This window comes from Dyella sp. 2HG41-7, from assembly GCF_021390675.1.
In the GTDB taxonomy this organism is placed as follows: domain Bacteria; phylum Pseudomonadota; class Gammaproteobacteria; order Xanthomonadales; family Rhodanobacteraceae; genus Dyella_B.
Window position 1 is genome coordinate 1,885,118 of sequence record NZ_JAJEJV010000004.1, and the last position, 17,200, is coordinate 1,902,317.

Here is a 17,200-nt window from a genome sequence, read left to right on the forward strand (position 1 = left end):
CCCTATTTTCGGCTTTTCCGGCGCCGGGGGGAACCGTCTGGATGTGAAGCCGGCTCGTCGGGGCCGGCTTCGCCTCTGGCGACGTCGTTATTGGTGCAGGCCGAAATCGTCGCGCGTGGTCTTGCCCTTGTCGTCGATGCCCGTGGGATCCAGTTTCGGCGCGAGCACAAACACGCGGCTGTCGTCGATCTTGCCGTGGAGGTAATTGCGCACCGCGCCAGCGCGGCGTTCCGCCAAATGGCGCAAAGCGTCCTGATCCACGGTGACGTTGGCCTCCATCATCTTGGTCATCTCTTCGGGCGGTTGCGATTTGGTCAGCCCGATCACATCGCGCGGCTTTTTGAACTTGGCGTGCTTGTACGCCTTGGTCAGATACTTGTTGTAGTCGTCGGTGCCGGGCTTCACGGGCGCGGCCTTGGCCGCGTCGGTGCCGATGTCGTCGGCTTCCTCTTTTTGAACCATGTCGTCGACGGTGACCTTGCGTAGGCCGTCTTCATCGAACTTGGGATCGATGCGGCCGGTAATGTCGAGCTTCAGCGACGGCTTCTTGTTGAGAATGTCCACGACTTGCGTAAGGCGCGATGTCGCATCCGCATCGAGCACCGCGGACCCCGGCTTGAATTCCACGTAGCCCAGGTCTTGATTGCTGCCGCCGCCGGACGCTAGCAGCCGGAACGGCGCGGTTACCGCGCGCTTGACCAAATTCAAGAACGCTTGCCAGATCACGCCGCCCAAGCTGAATTTGGGATCGTTGAGTGAGCCGGATACCGGCACGTGGATATCGATATTGCCGTTGGAATCCTTCAACAACGCCACGGCCAACTTCACCGGCAAGTGACTGATGCCCGGGCCTTCCATGCGATCACCAAAGGTTAGTTGATTGAGCACGATATGGTTGTCGGCATTCAACTTGCCTTGGTCGAGCTGATAGTGCACATCCATCGTCAAGCGGCCTTTGACGATGGGATAGCCCGCGTATTTGCCGGAGTAGGGCGTGAGATGCGTCAGCTCCACATCGTTCGCCTTGGCTTTGATATCCAAAAACGCCACGGGCGTCAGCGGATTGATCGAGCCGTCGATATTTACCGGCGAGTTGTCGTCCAGCTCACCTTGCAAGGTGACGTCCGCAGGCGCGCCGCCAGCCGCCGTGCCGAACGCGCCGATTTTGCCGGCGAGTTGCGTGATGTTGGCGGTGTAGTTCGGCTTGATGAAATTATCGGTGTAGTTGAGATTGCCGTTGGCCAACACGATTTGACCGATGTGGATCTCGGCGGGCGGCGTGGCGGCGGTGCTCGCCGTTGCGAGCGCCGGTCCAGTGGAAGTTGCGACGGCAGGCACCGTTGCAGCAGGCGGGGGCACGCTTGCGGCAGGTGCCGGACCGTTCTGCGCACGCGTAACGGAAACAGGCGCCTGCGCAGGATTGGACACCACGTCCTGCAGATTGATGCGGCCATTGGCGTTGACGATCACGCGCGCATAGAAATCGTTGAGCGCCAAACCGCCGATATCGACTTTCGGCGCGCCATCGCCCATCTGCACATTCATGCCGTTCGCGGCTAACGCGTTCCAACGCAGGAAGTCGTCGCCGGTGACTTTATCCAGCACATGCACGCGCCCCACCACCATGCGGCCGCGCCAGTTTATCGACGGCGCCGGCTTGCGATCACGGTAGCGCACGCGTCCGGTCGCGCTGAGTTGTGCGCTATCGATGTTGACGTTCAACGGTACCTGCACCAGCGATTCGAACGGCGCGACATCCAGTTTGGTGGCGTCGATCCGCAAATCCGCATCCATCGGTTGCGGTTTGACATTGCCGTCGATGCGAAACTTTCCGTGGCCGATGCCGCCGTTCAAATCCATTTTGATCGGCTTGTGCATGTCGTCGGAAAGATTGTCGAAGCCGAATTTATCGGCGCGAATTTCCACGTGACCGCCTTTGCCCGGCACGTTTGGATTGGTGAGCGCGAACGTGCTGCCATCGACAGCCAGATGCGCAATGCTCCAATGCCACGATGGCGAAGCGGCTTGCTTACCTTTCGCCGGCGGCGATGGCTTCATGAGCTTGGTGAGATCGATATCGCCGTTTTTCAGTCGCCGCGCATCGATTTTCAAGCCTTGCATGCTCACGTCGCCCAGCTGCGCCATGCTGCTGCCGAGGTCGAGATGGTTGATGCCGACCGTCAAGGACTTCCACGACACAGGCTTTTGGTCGCGATGCGCCAGCGCAAAATCGTTGACCGCGAACTTGCTCTTGTCCATCGTCAATGCGAGCGTTTTACTCCAGTCCACTTGTTGATGCGTATCGCCATCCAGCGTGCCGCTTGCGATATCGGCGTTGAGCATCGGCGGCGCCATCGCAGCCAACGGCTGTAGCGCCACGTGGGTCATGCTGACCTGGCCGTCGAAGCGGCTCGTCTTCATGAACAGGTTGCCTGCGGCGTGCAAGTTGCCGCCGGCCAGGTTGGAGGTCAGATCGATAACGCCCGGTTGTGCGGATACCGTGGAAAATTGGCGAATCGTGCCGTGCACGTTATCCAGTTGCAGATGCGCAGGTTTGGGGCCGGTGAGATCGGCGTAGTCGAGCGCGCTGTTTTGCAACGTCAACGTCGCGATTTGCGCATCGTTAGGAGGTGTGCCTGGTTTCGGCGGCGGCTCGTTCTTGCCGAGCAGGGTGTCGAAGTTCGTTTTATCGCCAGCCAGCTTGGCATAGTGAAGCGTCGCGTGGTCGAGCTGGATCGCGCTGAAGTGATAGCGCGAAACCAGCGGTTGCACATCTTGCAACATGGCGGCGCCATGTCCGAGCTCCAGCATCGGGGCGTGGTCGTGCGTGGTCATCGCAAAGTTGTCGATTTGCAACGCGCCCTGTACCAGCAGTTGCGTGGTGGGCTGCGTTTGCACGAAATGCACATCGAGATTGCCGGATAGCTGACCGCTCGGGATCGCCGCAGGCAGCGGCGTGGGCGAATAACTCAGATATTTGGCGAGATCCAGGTGATCCAAGTTGAAGCTGATCACCGATTCGTGCGTCGTCGCGAACGGTTTGGTCTGGCCTTGAATGCGCAACGGGCTACCATCTACGCGCATGGCGAGCAGGGGCTGCACGAATACATCCGTGTCGTGCGGCAAATTGGCGAGAAACGGAATGCCTAGCTCGATCTGATCCACGCGATGCGTGGCGTTTTGGACTTTGTCATCGAACGAGATATCGCCGTTGTGCACGCTGATGTTCGACATCGCGAAGCGTGTCGGCGACGCATTCGGATCCGCCGGCTTCGAGGCGAAGCGTTGCACGATGTCGGTGAAATTGAATTCCTGCTCGCTGATGCGCGTGAGATGGATCTGAGGATGTTGCAGCGTGAGCTCATCGAGCACCGGTGCGAGGTGGAAGATGGAGCTCCATGATCCATTGACGACTAGGTTGTCGATATCGACAAACGGCGATACGCCGTCGCGATCTGCAATGTGCAGCTTTTCGACCGTCAGTCGTACGGTGTAAGGATTCAAATGAATCGCGCCAATCGTCACCTGGCGATTGAGTTGCGCGGCGAGTTGCTTCTGCAGCTGAGATTTGATCAGTCCGGGCGCGATGAAGAAGCCGAACAGCCCGAACAGAACTAGAAAGATCGCAACGACTAGCGCCGTAATGCGCGTGCGACGGGAACGATACACGCCGATCGCACGTTCACCGCCGGCCTTCATCAGGGCATTAGGTGACAGATTCCGGTTTGTCATGCCGTCGATGCTCCTCCCGTGAGATCGCGGACCGACCGTGCCGGCAGCAGCAGCCGTGCACATCCCCAGCTAGAAACTTATGTCGGCACGCCTGTCGGGGAGTGTAGCGTGCGGTTTGCGTGTTTCGTAGACACCCTGTCGGTTAAATCCGTGACAGGGTGTCGTTCGATTCAGCTCAATGCCAGGAGCAGACGACTTTGCCGCACGTGCCGGCGTCCATCAGGTCGAAACCTTTCTGGAAGTCGTCGATATGAATTTGATGCGTGAGCACCTTCTGGAGCGGAAAACCGGTGAGCACCATTTGCGTCATCTTGTACCAGGTCTCGTACATGCGACGACCGTAAATGCCTTGCAGCGTGAGGCCCTTGAAGATCACGCGGTCCCAATCGATGCCCGCGCCCTTGGGCAGAATGCCGAGCAACGCGACTTTGCCGCCGTGATACATGCAATCGAGCATATCGTTGAAGGCGCGTTGATTGCCGCTCATTTCCAGGCCCACGTCGAAGCCTTCCATGTGCAGATCTTTCATCACGTCTTTCAGCGATTGATTGGCGACGTTCACCACGCGCGTCGCGCCCATATCGGCGGCGAGCTTCAGGCGATAGTCGTTCACATCGGTGACGACCACATTACGCGCGCCCACATGCTTAGCGATGCCCGCGGCGATGATGCCGATCGGGCCGGCGCCGGTGATCAGCACGTCTTCGCCCACCATGTCGAATTCCAGCGCGCAGTGCGCGGCATTGCCGTAGGGGTCGAAGAAGGCGGCGAGCTCGGAGGGAATCTGATCTGGAATCGGCCACAAGTTGGCGGCCGGCATGGTCATGTACTCGGCGAACGCGCCGTTGCGGTTCACGCCGATACCGATGGTGTTCGGGCACAAATGTTGACGGCCGGCGCGGCAGTTGCGGCAGTGGCCGCAGACGATGTGGCCTTCGGCGGAAACGCGGTCGCCGATTTTGTATCCGGTCACGCCCGGGCCGATTTCAACGACGCGGCCAACGAATTCGTGACCGATGGTGAGGCCGGGCTTGATAGTGCGCTGGGACCACTCGTCCCATTTATAGATATGCAAATCGGTGCCGCAAATCGCGGTTTTTTCCAATTTGATCAGCACCTCGTTCGGGCCGACCTCCGGCACCGGCACTTCTTCCATCCAAATGCCTTTTTCGGGCAGGCGCTTGACCAGGGCTTTCATCGTTTGCGGCATGGGGACATCCAAAGCGGGCGGGGAGGGGAACGAAGGCCGCAATTATATCGGTGCATGTAGTCCAAGACTTACTGCGCTGCGGCATCCATGCCGAGTGCGCTCACAGATCGAGCCGGTCGTAGCTGCGTCTGAAGACGATCGGCGCCTTGGCCGCGTTTGTCGTCCACGTTTCTGTCACCGTCAGGTGATGACCGTCCGGCGAGCGTTCCCACGATTGATCCAGTTCCGTGCCGTCGTCGAAGGTCATAGCAATCTGCATGCCGGTTGGCGTCAGCTGCGTCTGCACATGTGCGCTGCCGTTGAGCGAGGGGCGACCCACGCCGTCGAACCGCGTGTCGAGCCGGTCGGTGTTGTTGAAGTCTACCTGCAGGCCTGCGCTGGTTTGCTGCACGTTCAACAGGGCGTCGTTGGCAAGCAGGGGTGGCGTCGGATCTTTGCGCGGCGCGCTGCTGTCGCTGGATTGATCCTGCGTGTCGCGATTGCCGTGTCGGCCACCGCCGCCCATGCCGCGTCCTCCTCCCATGCCGCCACCCATGCCGTGGTGGCCACCGCCAAAGCCATTGTTCGACGACGAAGGCGGTGTGCCGCTCGATGCCGCCGAGGCCGGGCGAGACGACGGCGCCTGCTCGCGTTTTTGTTGGGCATGCAAGCGTTGCGCAATCACGGCCGCACCGTCGCTCGCTTTATCATTGATTTGCCAGATGCCCGTGAAATCGGGCTGCGAGGTTGCGGTTTGCGCCGAAGCAACACCGGTGAAGAGGAGTCCTGCGGCCATCCACAGGAACGTTGGGCGAAGAAAAACGGAAGGCGACATAAGCGAAGATCATTGTGGCGACTGCGATATCAACGCGCGTTCGGCGCTGCAGTGGACACACGGAAACAAATCGGCCACTGCTGATCGCCAAGCCGAACCGCTAAAATCCGTCGATGCCTGTCGATCGCCGCCCGCTCGCCATATTCCTGATGGGCCCGACCGCGTCGGGCAAGACGGCGCTCGCGTGCGCGCTGAGCGAGCAATTTCCGCTCGACTTGATCAGCGTGGACTCGGCGCTGGTCTATCGCGGACTCGATATCGGCGCCGCCAAGCCCGATGCCGCGACGCGCGCGCGCTACCCGCATGCGCTGATCGATATCCGCGATCCGGCCCAGCCGTATTCGGCCGCCGATTTCAGCGCGGATGCGCAGGCTGCGATGCGCCGATCCAGCGACGCCGGTCGCATCCCCTTGCTGGTGGGTGGCACCGGCTTGTACTTCCGCGCGCTACAGCGCGGGCTGTCCAGTCTGCCGGAGGCGGATGCCGAGGTGCGTGCGCAGCTGGCGGAGGAAGCGTCTGTCATTGGTTGGGACGGCATGCATCGTCGGCTGGCGGAATTGGACCCGGCCGCGGCCACACGCATCAAGTCGGCCGATACCCAGCGCATTCAACGCGCCCTGGAAGTGATCGCGCTGACCGGGCTGCCGCTGAGCGCCCAGCAGCAAGGCGGCCGCGGGCAGCCCTTTCCCTGGCGCGTCTTGAAGCTGGCCCTGCTGCCGGAAGACCGCGCTCCGCTGCATGCCCGTATCGCCCAGCGCTTCGACGACATGCTGCGACATGGTTTGCTCGACGAAGTGCGGGCCTTGCGCCAACGCGGCGACCTTGCCGCCGATTTGCCGGCCATCCGCGCCGTGGGCTATCGCCAGGCCTGGGAGCATTTGGACGGCCTCTACGACGCGGCCGAGCTGCGGGACCGGGGCATTTTCGCCACTCGCCAGCTCGCAAAACGACAGATCACCTGGCTGCGCAGTGAGCTGGATGCGCGTGTCCTGGACCCCGAGCGGGGCGGCCTCCAGCAACGCGCGACCGAAGCCCTGCGACTCTTCCTGGGATCAAACTGAGCACTGTTCGTAAAAACGGTGACGCAGTTTCGTTATGTCTTTGTCATCACTTACAAAACTCTTTCATCCACGATTTAAAAGCGGTTAACATTCAAAGACTCGGGTCGGGGCGTCGTTGGCGCCACTTTTTTTCGGCCTATCCGTGGATGAGGGGGAGAACAAAAATGTCAAAAGGGCAATCCTTGCAAGATCCGTTTCTAAATGCATTGCGCCGTGAGCGCATTCCGGTCGCCATCTATCTGGTCAATGGCATTAAGCTGCAGGGCACGATCGAATCGTTCGATCAGTTCGTGGTGCTGCTGCGTAACCAGGTCAGTCAGATGGTCTACAAGCACGCCATCTCCACCGTTGTGCCGAGCCGCAACGTGCGCGTGGGCAATGGCCACGAAAGTCACGAAGGCCACGAAAGCCATCTCGAGCACGCGTCGGCCGAAAGCGAAGGTTGATTCACTCTGTTCGATAGACAAAAGAAAGGCGAGCGCGCTGTATTGGTTCTCCCGCATTCGCGGGGAGGAGACGACGCAGCCGAGCGCGCGGAAGAGTTCGTCGAACTGGTGAAGTCCGCCGGCGCGGAAGTGCTGGCGAGCATTCCCGCGCGCGTCGAAGCACCCAATCCGCGCTATTACATCGGTACCGGCAAAGCCGACGAAGTGGCCGAGGCGGTGCGCGCCCTGGAGGCGGACGTGGTGCTGGTCGACCACCTGCTTTCGCCCGTGCAAGAGCGCAACCTCGAAAAGCTGCTCAACGTGCGCGTGGTCGACCGCGCCGGTTTGATTCTGGACATCTTTGCGCAGCGCGCCCGATCGCATGAAGGCAAGCTGGAAGTGGAGCTCGCCCAACTCAAACATCTGGCTACCCGCCTGGTGCGCGGTTGGACCCACTTGGAACGCCAGCGCGGCGGCGCCATCGGCTTGCGCGGTCCTGGTGAAACGCAGCTGGAAACCGACCGCCGCCTGCTCGGTGAGCGCGTGAAAATGCTCACCAAGCGCCTGGAAAAAGTGCAAACCCAGCGCACGCAGCAGCGCCGGGCGCGCTTGCGCAATACCGTGCCGCGCGTCGCGCTGGTGGGCTACACCAACGCCGGCAAATCCACCTTGTTCAATGTGCTGACACAAGGCGATGTGTATGCGGCGGACCAACTGTTCGCCACGCTCGATCCGACCGTGCGAAAACTCGACGATTTGACCTGCGGCCCGGCCGTGCTGGCCGATACGGTGGGATTCATCCGCGAGCTGCCGCACGATCTCGTCGCCGCCTTCCGCGGCACCTTGGCAGAAGCGCGCGACGCCGATCTGCTGCTGCACGTCAGCGACGCGGCCGATGAAGAGCGCGAGCGGCTCCATCACGTCGTCGATCAGGTGCTGGAGGAAATCGGCGCCGGCGACGTGCCGCAGTTGCGAGTGATGAACAAGATCGATCTGGTCGATGCCGAACCGCGCATCGTGCGCGACGCGCAAGGCGTTCCCCAGCAAGTGTGGGTGTCGGCCGCGACCGGGCAGGGGTTGGACCTGCTTCGCCAAGCCTTGGGCGAATGCCTGGGCGGCGATCGGGTGCAATCGGAGCTGCGTTTACCGCTTTCCGCCGGGCGCCTGCACGCCCGATTGCGCGCGGCCGGAGCCATTGCCGAAGAGGCCGTGGACGAAGAGGGCTGGCGCCTGCGTATCGATGCGCCACGTAGCGTGCTGGCGCCGCTGACCGGCGGCCGAGGCACGGATGTGGAGTTGTTGCGGGGTTTGCTCGGCGACCCCGACCTCGATGCCGCCATGTAGGCGGAGCCTTCCGTAGGTTCCGTGAGGCTGTAACCGTACTGTCTCTGATAGAATGCGACCGTTTGTGCATGGCCTCGACGTGAGAGCTTGCACGCCCACTATCCGACACCATGTCCCATCCAGCACCCAGCGCTTTCCGGCCACTGTTGCCGGCCTCCCAGCGGCCTCAAGGAGACTGACCATGGCCTGGAACGAACCCGGCAACAACGGGCAACGCGATCCGTGGAATAAGAACAAGCGCAATGCCGGCGGTAAACCGCCTGGCGTTGAGGGCGCGGTCAAGGACGTGTTCAAGCGCATCGGCAAGATGGGTGGCCCCGGCGGCATACTCACCATTGTCGTGGCCATGCTGCTGGCTTGGCTGTTGCTCACCAGCTATGCCGTGATCGACGCGGGACAGGTTGGCGTGGTCGAGCGCTTCGGCGCGTATGCGCGCACCCTCGGCCCCGGATTCCATGTGAAGCTTCCGCTGCCCATCGAGACCGTGCAGCCGGTCGCAACGTCGCGCGTACGCGCCATGTCCGACCAAATTCGCATGCTGACGCGCGACCAGGACATCGTCGCGGTCGATTTCAACGTGCAGTATCAAGTGACCGATCCACAGAAATACCTGTTCAACACGCGCGATCCGGACGGCACGCTCAACGAAGCCGTGCAGGCCGTGGTGCGTGCGGTGATCGGTGCGCAAACGATGGAAGACGTGCTCACCGGACAAAGCGACAGCAACGCGCCGAGCTCGCATGTGAGCGCACTGCAACAGCAAGTGCGCAGTCAACTGCAGCACGCGCTGGACACCTATGACTGCGGTCTGCAAGTCACCGACGTGAGTTTTCAGTCGATCACGCCGCCGCCGGAAGTCAAAGACGCATTCGACGATGTCATCGCCGCGCGCCAAGATCGACAAGGTTTGATCGATCAGGCGCACGCCGGCACGAGCCAGGAAATTCCCACCGCGAAGGGCGACGCCAAGCGCTTGTCGGCCGAAGCGGAAGCCTACAAGGCCGAACGCGTCGCGCAGGCGCAAGGCGACGCTGAGCGCTTCAACGCGATCCTCAAAGAATACAAGGCCGCGCCGGATGTCACCCGTCGTCGCCTGTGGCTGGAAACCATGGAAGACATTCTTCGTGTCAGCAACAAAGTGATCGACGGTTCCGACGGCCGTAGCGTCATCAACATCGCCAACGATCGTTCGGACGCGCAACCGGCGACCAATCTGCCGGGGGTAGGCGCGGTGGCACCGTCCAACAGCGGTGTCGGCGAGGAAGCGGACAAGGGGAAGCAGCCATGAAAACCACTGCTGCGATCGTTATCGTTCTGCTGATCCTGCTCGGCTTCAACAGTCTCTATACGGTTGGCGAAGGCCAGAATGTGCTCGTGCTGCAATTCGGAAAGATTATGCGCACCGATCGGCAACCGGGCTTGCACGCCAAAGTGCCGCTGCTGCAACAGGTGCTTACCTTGGACGAGCGTGTGCTGTCTTTCGACGGCGCGCCGCAGCGTTTTGCGTCGGCCGACAAGCAAAGCGTCAATGTCGAGTACTACGTGAAGTGGCGCATCAACAACACGGCCGATTATTACCGCGCAACAGGCGGCGACGAGTTGCAAGCCGGCCAGCGGCTCAGCCCAATCGTGAGCAATGCGCTGCGCAGCATTCTGAGCGGCTACAAGCTCGAAGACCTGATCGCCGCGAACCAGGCCGACATCGCCGCCAATGCGCTGAAGCAAGCCAACGAACAAACGCAGGCAAAGCTTGGCATTTCGGTGGTGGATGTCCGCGTTACCGGCATCGACTTCCCCGACGACATCAAGTCCGCGGTCTTCAAGCGCATGCAGACCGAGCGTCAGCAGGAGGCTGCCGCGATTCGCGCCGACGGCAAGCAACAAGCCGAAACCATCAAGGCCGACGCCGATAGCCAGGCGCAAGTGATTCGCGCCAACGCCGAAAGCGACGCGGAAAAAGTGAAGGGCGAGGGCGACGCGCAGGCTGCGCAGATCTTCGCGCAGGCCTATGCGCAGGATCCAGACTTCTTTGCGTTCTATCGCAGCTTGCAGGCCTACAAGAAATCCTTCGGCGACGGCAAAGGCACCATCATCCTGAAGCCCGATTCCGAATTCCTGCGCTATTTCGGCAACCCGGCGTCCGCGCCGGTCCGGCACTGAGGTTAAGGCGATGCCGCGCGAGTTCTACGCCGCACTATGTCTGGTACTGGTCATCGAGGGCCTGGTGCTGTTCGCCGCCCCCAACGGTTGGCAGGCGGTGATGCGCGAGGCCTTGAAGCTGCATCCGCGTACCTTGCGCGTGTTCGGCGCGGTCGCGATTGGCATCGGCCTGATCACGCTGCATTGGGTGCATTGAAAAACGTTCACCACGCGGTCATGGCCGCGCGTTAGTTTTCCCGTTCCGCCGATCGGAACGTCCTTTTAGAGCGAGACATATCATGGGTAAGTCAGTCGTAATTCTTGGCGCACAGTGGGGCGACGAAGGTAAAGGCAAGATCGTCGACCTGTTGACCGAGCGCGTTGGCGCCGTCGCGCGCTTCCAGGGTGGTCACAACGCCGGCCACACCCTTGTCATCAAGGGCAAGAAGACCGTGCTGCATCTGATCCCGTCCGGCATCTTGCGCGACGACGCGCTTTGCCTGATCGGCAACGGCGTGGTGCTGTCGCCCGCCGCGCTCAAGCAGGAAATCGAGGAACTCGAAGCGCAAGGCGTCAAGGTGCGCGACCGCTTGAAGATCAGCCCGGCCACGCCGCTGATCATGCCGTACCACATTGCCGTGGATAAGGCGCGCGAAGCCGCCGCCGGCGGCAAGGCGATCGGCACCACCGGCCGCGGCATCGGTCCGGCGTACGAAGACAAAGTCGCCCGCCGCAGCGTGCGCGTGGCGGATCTGATGTATCCGCACGAGCTGCCGGATCTCATCAAGTGCGCCGTCGACTATCACAACTTCATCCTCACGCAGTGGCTGAAGGCCGAGCCGGTCGACTACAAGCAAGTGCTCGACGACGCCATCACCTACGGCGAATTCATTCGCCCGATGGTCGACGACGTCGCCACCATCCTGCACGACGTGCGCAAGGAAGGCGGCAACATTCTGTATGAAGGTGCGCAGGGCGCGTTGCTTGATATCGATCACGGCACGTATCCGTACGTCACCTCCAGCAACACCACCGTCGGCGGCGCGCTGGCCGGTACCGGCGTGGGTGCGTGCGATATCGACTACGTGCTCGGCATCTGCAAAGCCTATGCGACGCGCGTCGGCGGCGGCCCGTTCCCCACCGAACTCAACGATGAGATGGGCGAGCGCCTGCGCAAAGTCGGCAACGAATTCGGCGCCAGTACCGGCCGTCCGCGTCGCTGCGGCTGGATCGACCTCGTCGCGCTCAAGCGCGCCGTGCAGATCAACGGCATCAACGGCCTGGCCATCACCAAGCTCGACGTGCTCGACGGCCTGGAAACCATCAAGGTCTGTATCGCGTACGAATACCGCGGCAAGCGTCGCGACCTCGCGCCGCTCGACGCCGACGGTTGGGCCGAATGCAAACCCGTGTACTTGGAATTCCCGGGTTGGGAAGAATCCACCGCCGGCATCCGCGATTGGAACAAGCTGCCGCCCGCAGCGCGCGCATACCTGCGCGCGGTGGAAGAGCTCTCCGGCTGCAGCCTCGCCATCGTGGCGACCGGTGCGGACCGCGACGACACCATCGTGCTGGACGATCCGTTCGCGTAATCCGGTGGCTCAGTGAAATATATAAAAATCAATGATTTAGATTGATTTTTAGAGCATCGAGAGTCGAATTCAACCTATAGGTTGATTTTGCATAATTAAACCTGTAGGTTGATAACGCCGTTATCAACCTACAGGTTGAATCCTATGGATGCGATCCGTACTCCCGATCAACTCGGCACGCTGCTGCGTGCCGCTCGAATCAGGCAAGGCCTGACCCAGGCTCAAGTCGCCAGCCAGCTTGGCGTTTCCACGCAAGCGGTTTCAAAACTCGAAAGCCAAGCCGGCCGTGCATCGTTCGAGCGCATTCATCGGTTGTGCCTGTTGCTTGGTCTGGAGATCGTGCTGCAACCCAAGGGCACCCGAACCGACAAATTGGCATCGAAACCATCCGAGACTGAGTGGTAACCATGGCTCCACGCGTGCCAGCACTCGATATATGGATGAACGGCGTATCCGTCGGTCGATGGGAGCGTTCGCGCGCGGGCGTCGATCGCCTGATTTACGAACGAACTTGGATGGAAGCGCCGGAAGGCCGACCTTTATCACTTTCGTTGCCGTGGACCGATGTCGACGCCAAAGGACATGTCATTCCGTTAGCCACACCTGCGGTCGGCGCTTATTTTGAAAACCTTCTGCCGGATAACGATCGCATCCTTCGTCGATTGCGCGAGCGATATGGAGCGAAATCGACCTCGGCGTTCGATATGTTGGCAACCATCGGTCGCGATTGTGCCGGCGCCGTACAACTCGTGCCTGCAGGGCAAGCGCCAGGCGACGTACGGCGAATCGAAGCCGAGCCGATCGATGATGCAGCTGTAGCGCAACTGTTGCACGACACCACAGTAACCGGGCCATTGGGGCGACGGGAAGACGATGCGTTTCGTCTATCCATTGCTGGCGCGCAAGAGAAAGCGGCGCTGCTTAAACATGATGGGCGCTGGTGCGTTCCACACGGCGCTACGCCGAGTACGCATATTTTCAAATTGCCATTGGGCTTGGTTGGCAACATGCGTGCCGACATGCGCGACTCCGTTGAAAACGAATGGCTCTGCATGGAAATCGTGCGCGAGTTCGGCCTATCCGTCGCCGCGGTCGAAATCGGTCAGTTCGAAGACGAAAAGGCACTAATCGTGGAGCGCTTTGACCGCACTCTGGCCAAAGATGGCCGATGGTGGATGCGCAATCCGCAAGAAGACTTTTGTCAGGCATTGGGAGTGTCGCCCGTACGCAAATACGAAGCAGACGGCGGCCCCGGCATTCAGCCCATCATGGAGCGGCTTCGCGGTTCTGAAAATGCGGCGGAGGACCGCACCGCATTCTTCAAGAGCCAATTGCTCTTTTGGCTGATGGCTGCGACCGACGGCCATGCAAAAAATTTCAGTTTGCATTTGCTGTCCCGCGGTAGGTACTGCATGACACCGCTCTACGACATCCTTTCTGCTTATCCCATCATGGGAAATAAAGCGACACATCTCGATTCACGCAAAGCGAAACTCGCCATGGCCGTGGTGGATCGCAATCGCCATTACGATCTCTATGGCATTCACCGCTGGCATTGGGTCGCCATGGGCGAAAAACTCGGCTTGCCCGAAATGCCCGCGCTGATCGATGACATTGTTCAGCAGGTGCCCACTGTTTTAGATCGCGTCGTGAAGCGGTTGCCCAAAGAATTTCCTGAGCTAGTCTTCAAATCGGTAAATGATGGCATGCTTAGTGCGACCAAACGGTTGAGTTCGGAACCGAATCGTCGTTGACCGACCGCAGGGAAATACACCGTTTACGCCAGATCGAGCAGCGCGATCATGCAATCCATTTTGGTTAGTCGTTGACGACGGTATTTCTTCCGCGTTGCTTGGCCTGATACATCCGTCGATCGGTTTGTTCGATAAATCGCAGCGATACGTCGCCGCAGTTTGGTGTGACCGTGCTTAGGCCGATGCTGGCCGTGAGGTATTTGCTGACGTCCGAACCGTTATGCGGAATATGTTCGCTGGCGATCAATTCGCGGCAGCGCGAAGCGATTTTGTACGCTTCCGTTTCGTTGGTATCCGGCATCACGATAATGAATTCCTCGCCGCCGAAACGAGCGACAAAATCGCGCGGGCGTGAGGCGGCGACGGTCAAAAGTTTGGCGACGCGCTTAAGGCATTGATCGCCTTCCAAGTGACCGTAGTGATCGTTGTATTGCTTGAAGCAGTCGATATCCAGCATCAGCACGGATATGGATTGCTTGTTGCGGCACGCATGATCCCACTCGGTTTCCATCACCACGTCGAACCGCCGGCGATTGGCGACGCCGGTCAAACCGTCTTTGAACGACAGTTCTTCCAGTTCGCGGCGTAACGCAGCGAGTTGTTCTTCGGTACGTTTGCGTTCGCTGATATCGAACATAAAGCCGATCAGCGAATCGACGTCGCCGTTTTCTTTGCGCACGACATGCACCACGTCGCGAATCCATACGTAATCGCCGTTTTTCTTGAGCGCGCGATAATCGGCTTCGTGATCCACGCCTGCCTTGGATTGCGCGACGCAGAAATTCACAGCCCAATCGCGATCTTCCGGATGCATGCGGTCGGCCCAATCCTGCACGCTGACCCAGCTCGACGGTTCCCAGCCCAGCAGTTCTTCGATCTGCGGGCCGATATAAGCGAACTGCATCGTGCTCCAATCGATTTTCCAAGGAATGGCCCGGGTCGATTCCAACAGCGTTTTATAGGTGTCGTTGTCCAGTTCCAACTTGGCGTCTAGCGTGGCGTTCATGGAGCGGCTCCGGGTTGAGCGTTGCGAGATGATCGGTCGAAGTCTTCATCGATCGTCCCGCATCCGGATCGATCTTTGTCACCTTCAAACCACTAACGGCAAGCAATGGTCATGCCCATGGAGGCGTGCCATCCCTCTGGGCCAGGGCCACGGGTGTCGCCGAGGAAACCCGCCTTGTAACGTGCTTGGCGTATATAAGGTTTTTCGGTAATAGTTCTGAAAACGGCGGTAGGCTGGGCACTTGATCCGGGCGGCGGTTGTGGAGGTGGCGCTTGGATCGTATGGCTGGATGATTTAGGAAAGTGGCGTTTTTTCTTCGATGTGACGCGTTTTGTCCGCACACGCCGCACCTCTCTGCGCATCGATTCTGGGGGTCGCTCGCGTGCGTTTCGCATGGGCACTGGCGGTATTGCTGATCGTTCATCTGGCTCTTGCAAGCTGGAGCGGTCATGCGCAAGACCCGTTGCCGCAATTGGCGATGGTCGCCGTGCAGTGCGCCGCGGTATGGATGGTCTTCCTGCGCTTTCGGCGCAGTCCGCCGCTGATCAAAATGCCATGGTTGCTGCTGGCGCTGGCGGCGTTGATGCAGGTGTTGTGGGCGATCACCAATCTGCTCACCACGATAGTGGGCGATAAGGGCGGTTATCTCACCGCCATCGGCGTGGTGATTTCAGGCCTGTATATGATCCCGGCGATGTTTATGCTGGCGCGCTCGTTCGCGCAGCATGAGCCACGCGCCGTGATCGTGCTGGATCTGATTCTTTCGTGTCTGGTTGCGGTGTTGCTGTACCAGCTGGTGACGCAGTTGCTGAGCGGTCCCTTGGCGTCGGATCCGAATAGCGTCTTGGTGGTGATCTATCACGCAGATGCGGTCGATTTTTCCTTGGCGGCCATGGCGATTTTGCGCATGTTGGGCGCGCGCAGTTTTCGGTGGCGATATTTTTATTACGCGGCCAGCACTTATCTTTTGGTCAATGCGATCGTGGCGTACGTCTACAACCGTATCGAATTGCGCGGCTTGCCTTGGTGGGCGGGCTCGATGGTCGATATCCCCTACGTCATGTTGATCATGGTGCTTATGCGTCAGCCGCCGCGGCTGTTGCGCGCCTATCATCCGCCGCTGGGCGTATCGCAAACGATTGCGTCGTTTGCGCCGATCATGATGTCGCTGATGATTTTGATGCTTGGGATCAGCGTGTCGCGCATCAGCTTTATTCCCGGCGTGATGGCAGCCGGCGTTTCGGTAGTTTTCTACGGGTTGCGCGTCGCGATTATTCAAAGCCGTCATCTGGACATGCAGCGAGCCGTCGATCTCAGTACGTGGCGTCTTGAGCAGCAAGTGGGGCGCGATCCGTTGACCGGCATCGCCAATCGCGCCATGTTGGATACGCGTTTGCGCGAAGCCTTGGAATCGGGGCGAAAAACCGGCCACTACTGCTCGGTATTGATGATCGATATCGACTTCTTCAAGCAATACAACGACACCCTTGGACACATCGCCGGCGACGCCTGCCTGGTTCGGGTGGCCGGCGCGCTCAGCAGCATCCAGGTGCGTGCGAACGATCTGGTGGCGCGTTACGGCGGCGAAGAATTCGCGATCGTGCTCGATAACACACCTGCGGACGCCGCGCAGGACGTGGCGCATCGACTGATCACGTCCATCGAGCGGCTGGAAATCGCACACCCCAACTGTCCGTTGGGTCACGTAACGGTAAGCATTGGCATCGCAACGCAGACGCAAGAAACCTCAATGGACCCCACGATCATTCTGGACGAAGCCGATCGTGCGCTTTACCGCGCCAAGAGCAAGGGGAGAAATCGGTTGGAGACGGCCGATGCGGCGGCGCCATGCCCGTCTTCCGCGCAAGCTCGATTTGATACGCAAGGCGACGCTATCCCGTAAAGCGCGCGTTATCCGCAGGCCAATAGCTTGATGGCGATCCTTTCAAACGGTGCCCAAGCAGCAAGCCGTGACTTCCGGCCGTATCTCGCAGCCTCCCAGTCGCCGCACTATTCGGTAGCTCTACGCGAGCCGGCCGGAACGTTCAGGGGACATCCGCGGTCTGCTTCGCTTCAAAAGCGAGACATGCTTACCCGCCGACTAGGCCGGTCACCCACCGACA

The 17,200-nt window shown here is 60.2% G+C and carries 14 protein-coding genes; 10 read left to right on the top strand and 4 right to left on the bottom strand.

Going from position 1 to position 17,200, the window contains the following annotated elements; genetic code table 11:
- Positions 1 to 87 precede the first annotated feature (87 nt).
- The 3 genes from L0U79_RS09830 to L0U79_RS09840 form a co-directional block, all read right to left on the bottom strand.
- On the bottom strand, positions 88 to 3,732 hold the full coding sequence (locus L0U79_RS09830) for a DUF748 domain-containing protein (RefSeq protein ID WP_233842045.1): 3,645 nt from the start codon (positions 3,730 to 3,732) through the stop codon (positions 88 to 90).
- Positions 3,733 to 3,907: 175 nt separating this feature from the next.
- Positions 3,908 to 4,942 (bottom strand): L-threonine 3-dehydrogenase, encoded by a 1,035-nt coding sequence (tdh, locus tag L0U79_RS09835; RefSeq protein ID WP_233842047.1) that lies wholly within the window; start codon positions 4,940 to 4,942, stop codon positions 3,908 to 3,910.
- A 100-nt stretch (positions 4,943 to 5,042) separates the two neighbouring features.
- Positions 5,043 to 5,717, bottom strand: coding sequence for a hypothetical protein (locus L0U79_RS09840; protein WP_233842049.1), 675 nt, complete (start codon positions 5,715 to 5,717; stop codon positions 5,043 to 5,045).
- A gap of 152 nt (positions 5,718 to 5,869) precedes the next feature.
- Here L0U79_RS09840 and miaA point away from each other — a divergent pair, with 152 nt between their 5' ends.
- The 9 genes from miaA (at position 5,870) to L0U79_RS09885 (ending at position 14,071) form a co-directional block, all read left to right on the top strand.
- Complete coding sequence (gene miaA, locus L0U79_RS09845) at positions 5,870 to 6,817, top strand: tRNA (adenosine(37)-N6)-dimethylallyltransferase MiaA (RefSeq protein WP_233842051.1); 948 nt, start codon at positions 5,870 to 5,872, stop codon at positions 6,815 to 6,817.
- A gap of 164 nt (positions 6,818 to 6,981) precedes the next feature.
- Positions 6,982 to 7,263 (top strand): RNA chaperone Hfq, encoded by a 282-nt coding sequence (gene hfq / locus L0U79_RS09850; protein ID WP_233842053.1) that lies wholly within the window; start codon positions 6,982 to 6,984, stop codon positions 7,261 to 7,263.
- 6 nt (positions 7,264 to 7,269) lie between these two features.
- Positions 7,270 to 8,586: a ribosome rescue GTPase HflX gene (hflX, locus tag L0U79_RS09855; RefSeq protein ID WP_233843884.1), complete on the top strand. Its 1,317-nt coding sequence runs from the start codon at positions 7,270 to 7,272 to the stop codon at positions 8,584 to 8,586.
- Between the two features lie 181 nt (positions 8,587 to 8,767).
- Complete coding sequence (gene hflK, locus L0U79_RS09860; protein ID WP_233842055.1) at positions 8,768 to 9,874, top strand: FtsH protease activity modulator HflK; 1,107 nt, start codon at positions 8,768 to 8,770, stop codon at positions 9,872 to 9,874.
- The gene (gene hflC / locus L0U79_RS09865) at positions 9,871 to 10,746 is read left to right on the top strand and encodes a protease modulator HflC (protein ID WP_233842057.1); all 876 of its coding nucleotides are present in this window, start codon (positions 9,871 to 9,873) and stop codon (positions 10,744 to 10,746) included. The genes hflK and hflC overlap by 4 nt, the downstream gene beginning before the upstream one ends.
- A gap of 10 nt (positions 10,747 to 10,756) precedes the next feature.
- Positions 10,757 to 10,942, top strand: a complete 186-nt coding sequence (locus L0U79_RS09870) for a DUF2065 domain-containing protein (protein ID WP_233842059.1) — start codon at positions 10,757 to 10,759, stop codon at positions 10,940 to 10,942.
- A gap of 82 nt (positions 10,943 to 11,024) precedes the next feature.
- A complete protein-coding gene (locus L0U79_RS09875; protein ID WP_233842061.1) occupies positions 11,025 to 12,317 on the top strand; it encodes an adenylosuccinate synthase in 1,293 nt (430 codons plus the stop codon).
- 144 nt (positions 12,318 to 12,461) lie between these two features.
- Positions 12,462 to 12,722: a helix-turn-helix transcriptional regulator gene (locus L0U79_RS09880; RefSeq protein ID WP_233842063.1), complete on the top strand. Its 261-nt coding sequence runs from the start codon at positions 12,462 to 12,464 to the stop codon at positions 12,720 to 12,722.
- Between the two features lie 35 nt (positions 12,723 to 12,757).
- Positions 12,758 to 14,071, top strand: a complete 1,314-nt coding sequence (locus L0U79_RS09885; protein WP_233842065.1) for a type II toxin-antitoxin system HipA family toxin — start codon at positions 12,758 to 12,760, stop codon at positions 14,069 to 14,071.
- A 64-nt stretch (positions 14,072 to 14,135) separates the two neighbouring features.
- On the opposite strand, the gene L0U79_RS09890 is transcribed toward L0U79_RS09885, so the two are convergent.
- Positions 14,136 to 15,077, bottom strand: coding sequence for a sensor domain-containing diguanylate cyclase (locus L0U79_RS09890; protein ID WP_233842067.1), 942 nt, complete (start codon positions 15,075 to 15,077; stop codon positions 14,136 to 14,138).
- A 382-nt stretch (positions 15,078 to 15,459) separates the two neighbouring features.
- Here L0U79_RS09890 and L0U79_RS19300 point away from each other — a divergent pair, with 382 nt between their 5' ends.
- A complete protein-coding gene (locus L0U79_RS19300) occupies positions 15,460 to 16,980 on the top strand; it encodes a GGDEF domain-containing protein (protein ID WP_233842069.1) in 1,521 nt (506 codons plus the stop codon).
- The last annotated feature ends 220 nt before the right edge of the window (positions 16,981 to 17,200 follow it).

Excerpts from the sequence above, each read along its gene's own strand:
- L0U79_RS09890 (WP_233842067.1), bottom strand. The coding sequence starts at position 15,077 with ATGAACGCCACGCTAGACGCCAAGTTGGAACTGGACAACGACACCTAT.
- L0U79_RS09840 (WP_233842049.1), bottom strand. The coding sequence starts at position 5,717 with ATGGCCGCAGGACTCCTCTTCACCGGTGTTGCTTCGGCGCAAACCGCA.
- L0U79_RS09830 (WP_233842045.1), bottom strand. The coding sequence starts at position 3,732 with ATGACAAACCGGAATCTGTCACCTAATGCCCTGATGAAGGCCGGCGGT.
- hflC (WP_233842057.1), top strand. The coding sequence starts at position 9,871 with ATGAAAACCACTGCTGCGATCGTTATCGTTCTGCTGATCCTGCTCGGC.
- L0U79_RS09880 (WP_233842063.1), top strand. The coding sequence starts at position 12,462 with ATGGATGCGATCCGTACTCCCGATCAACTCGGCACGCTGCTGCGTGCC.
- L0U79_RS09875 (WP_233842061.1), top strand. The coding sequence starts at position 11,025 with ATGGGTAAGTCAGTCGTAATTCTTGGCGCACAGTGGGGCGACGAAGGT.
- L0U79_RS09870 (WP_233842059.1), top strand. The coding sequence starts at position 10,757 with ATGCCGCGCGAGTTCTACGCCGCACTATGTCTGGTACTGGTCATCGAG.
- L0U79_RS09885 (WP_233842065.1), top strand. The coding sequence starts at position 12,758 with ATGAACGGCGTATCCGTCGGTCGATGGGAGCGTTCGCGCGCGGGCGTC.
- hfq (WP_233842053.1), top strand. The coding sequence starts at position 6,982 with ATGTCAAAAGGGCAATCCTTGCAAGATCCGTTTCTAAATGCATTGCGC.
- miaA (WP_233842051.1), top strand. The coding sequence starts at position 5,870 with ATGCCTGTCGATCGCCGCCCGCTCGCCATATTCCTGATGGGCCCGACC.
- hflK (WP_233842055.1), top strand. The coding sequence starts at position 8,768 with ATGGCCTGGAACGAACCCGGCAACAACGGGCAACGCGATCCGTGGAAT.
- tdh (WP_233842047.1), bottom strand. The coding sequence starts at position 4,942 with ATGCCGCAAACGATGAAAGCCCTGGTCAAGCGCCTGCCCGAAAAAGGC.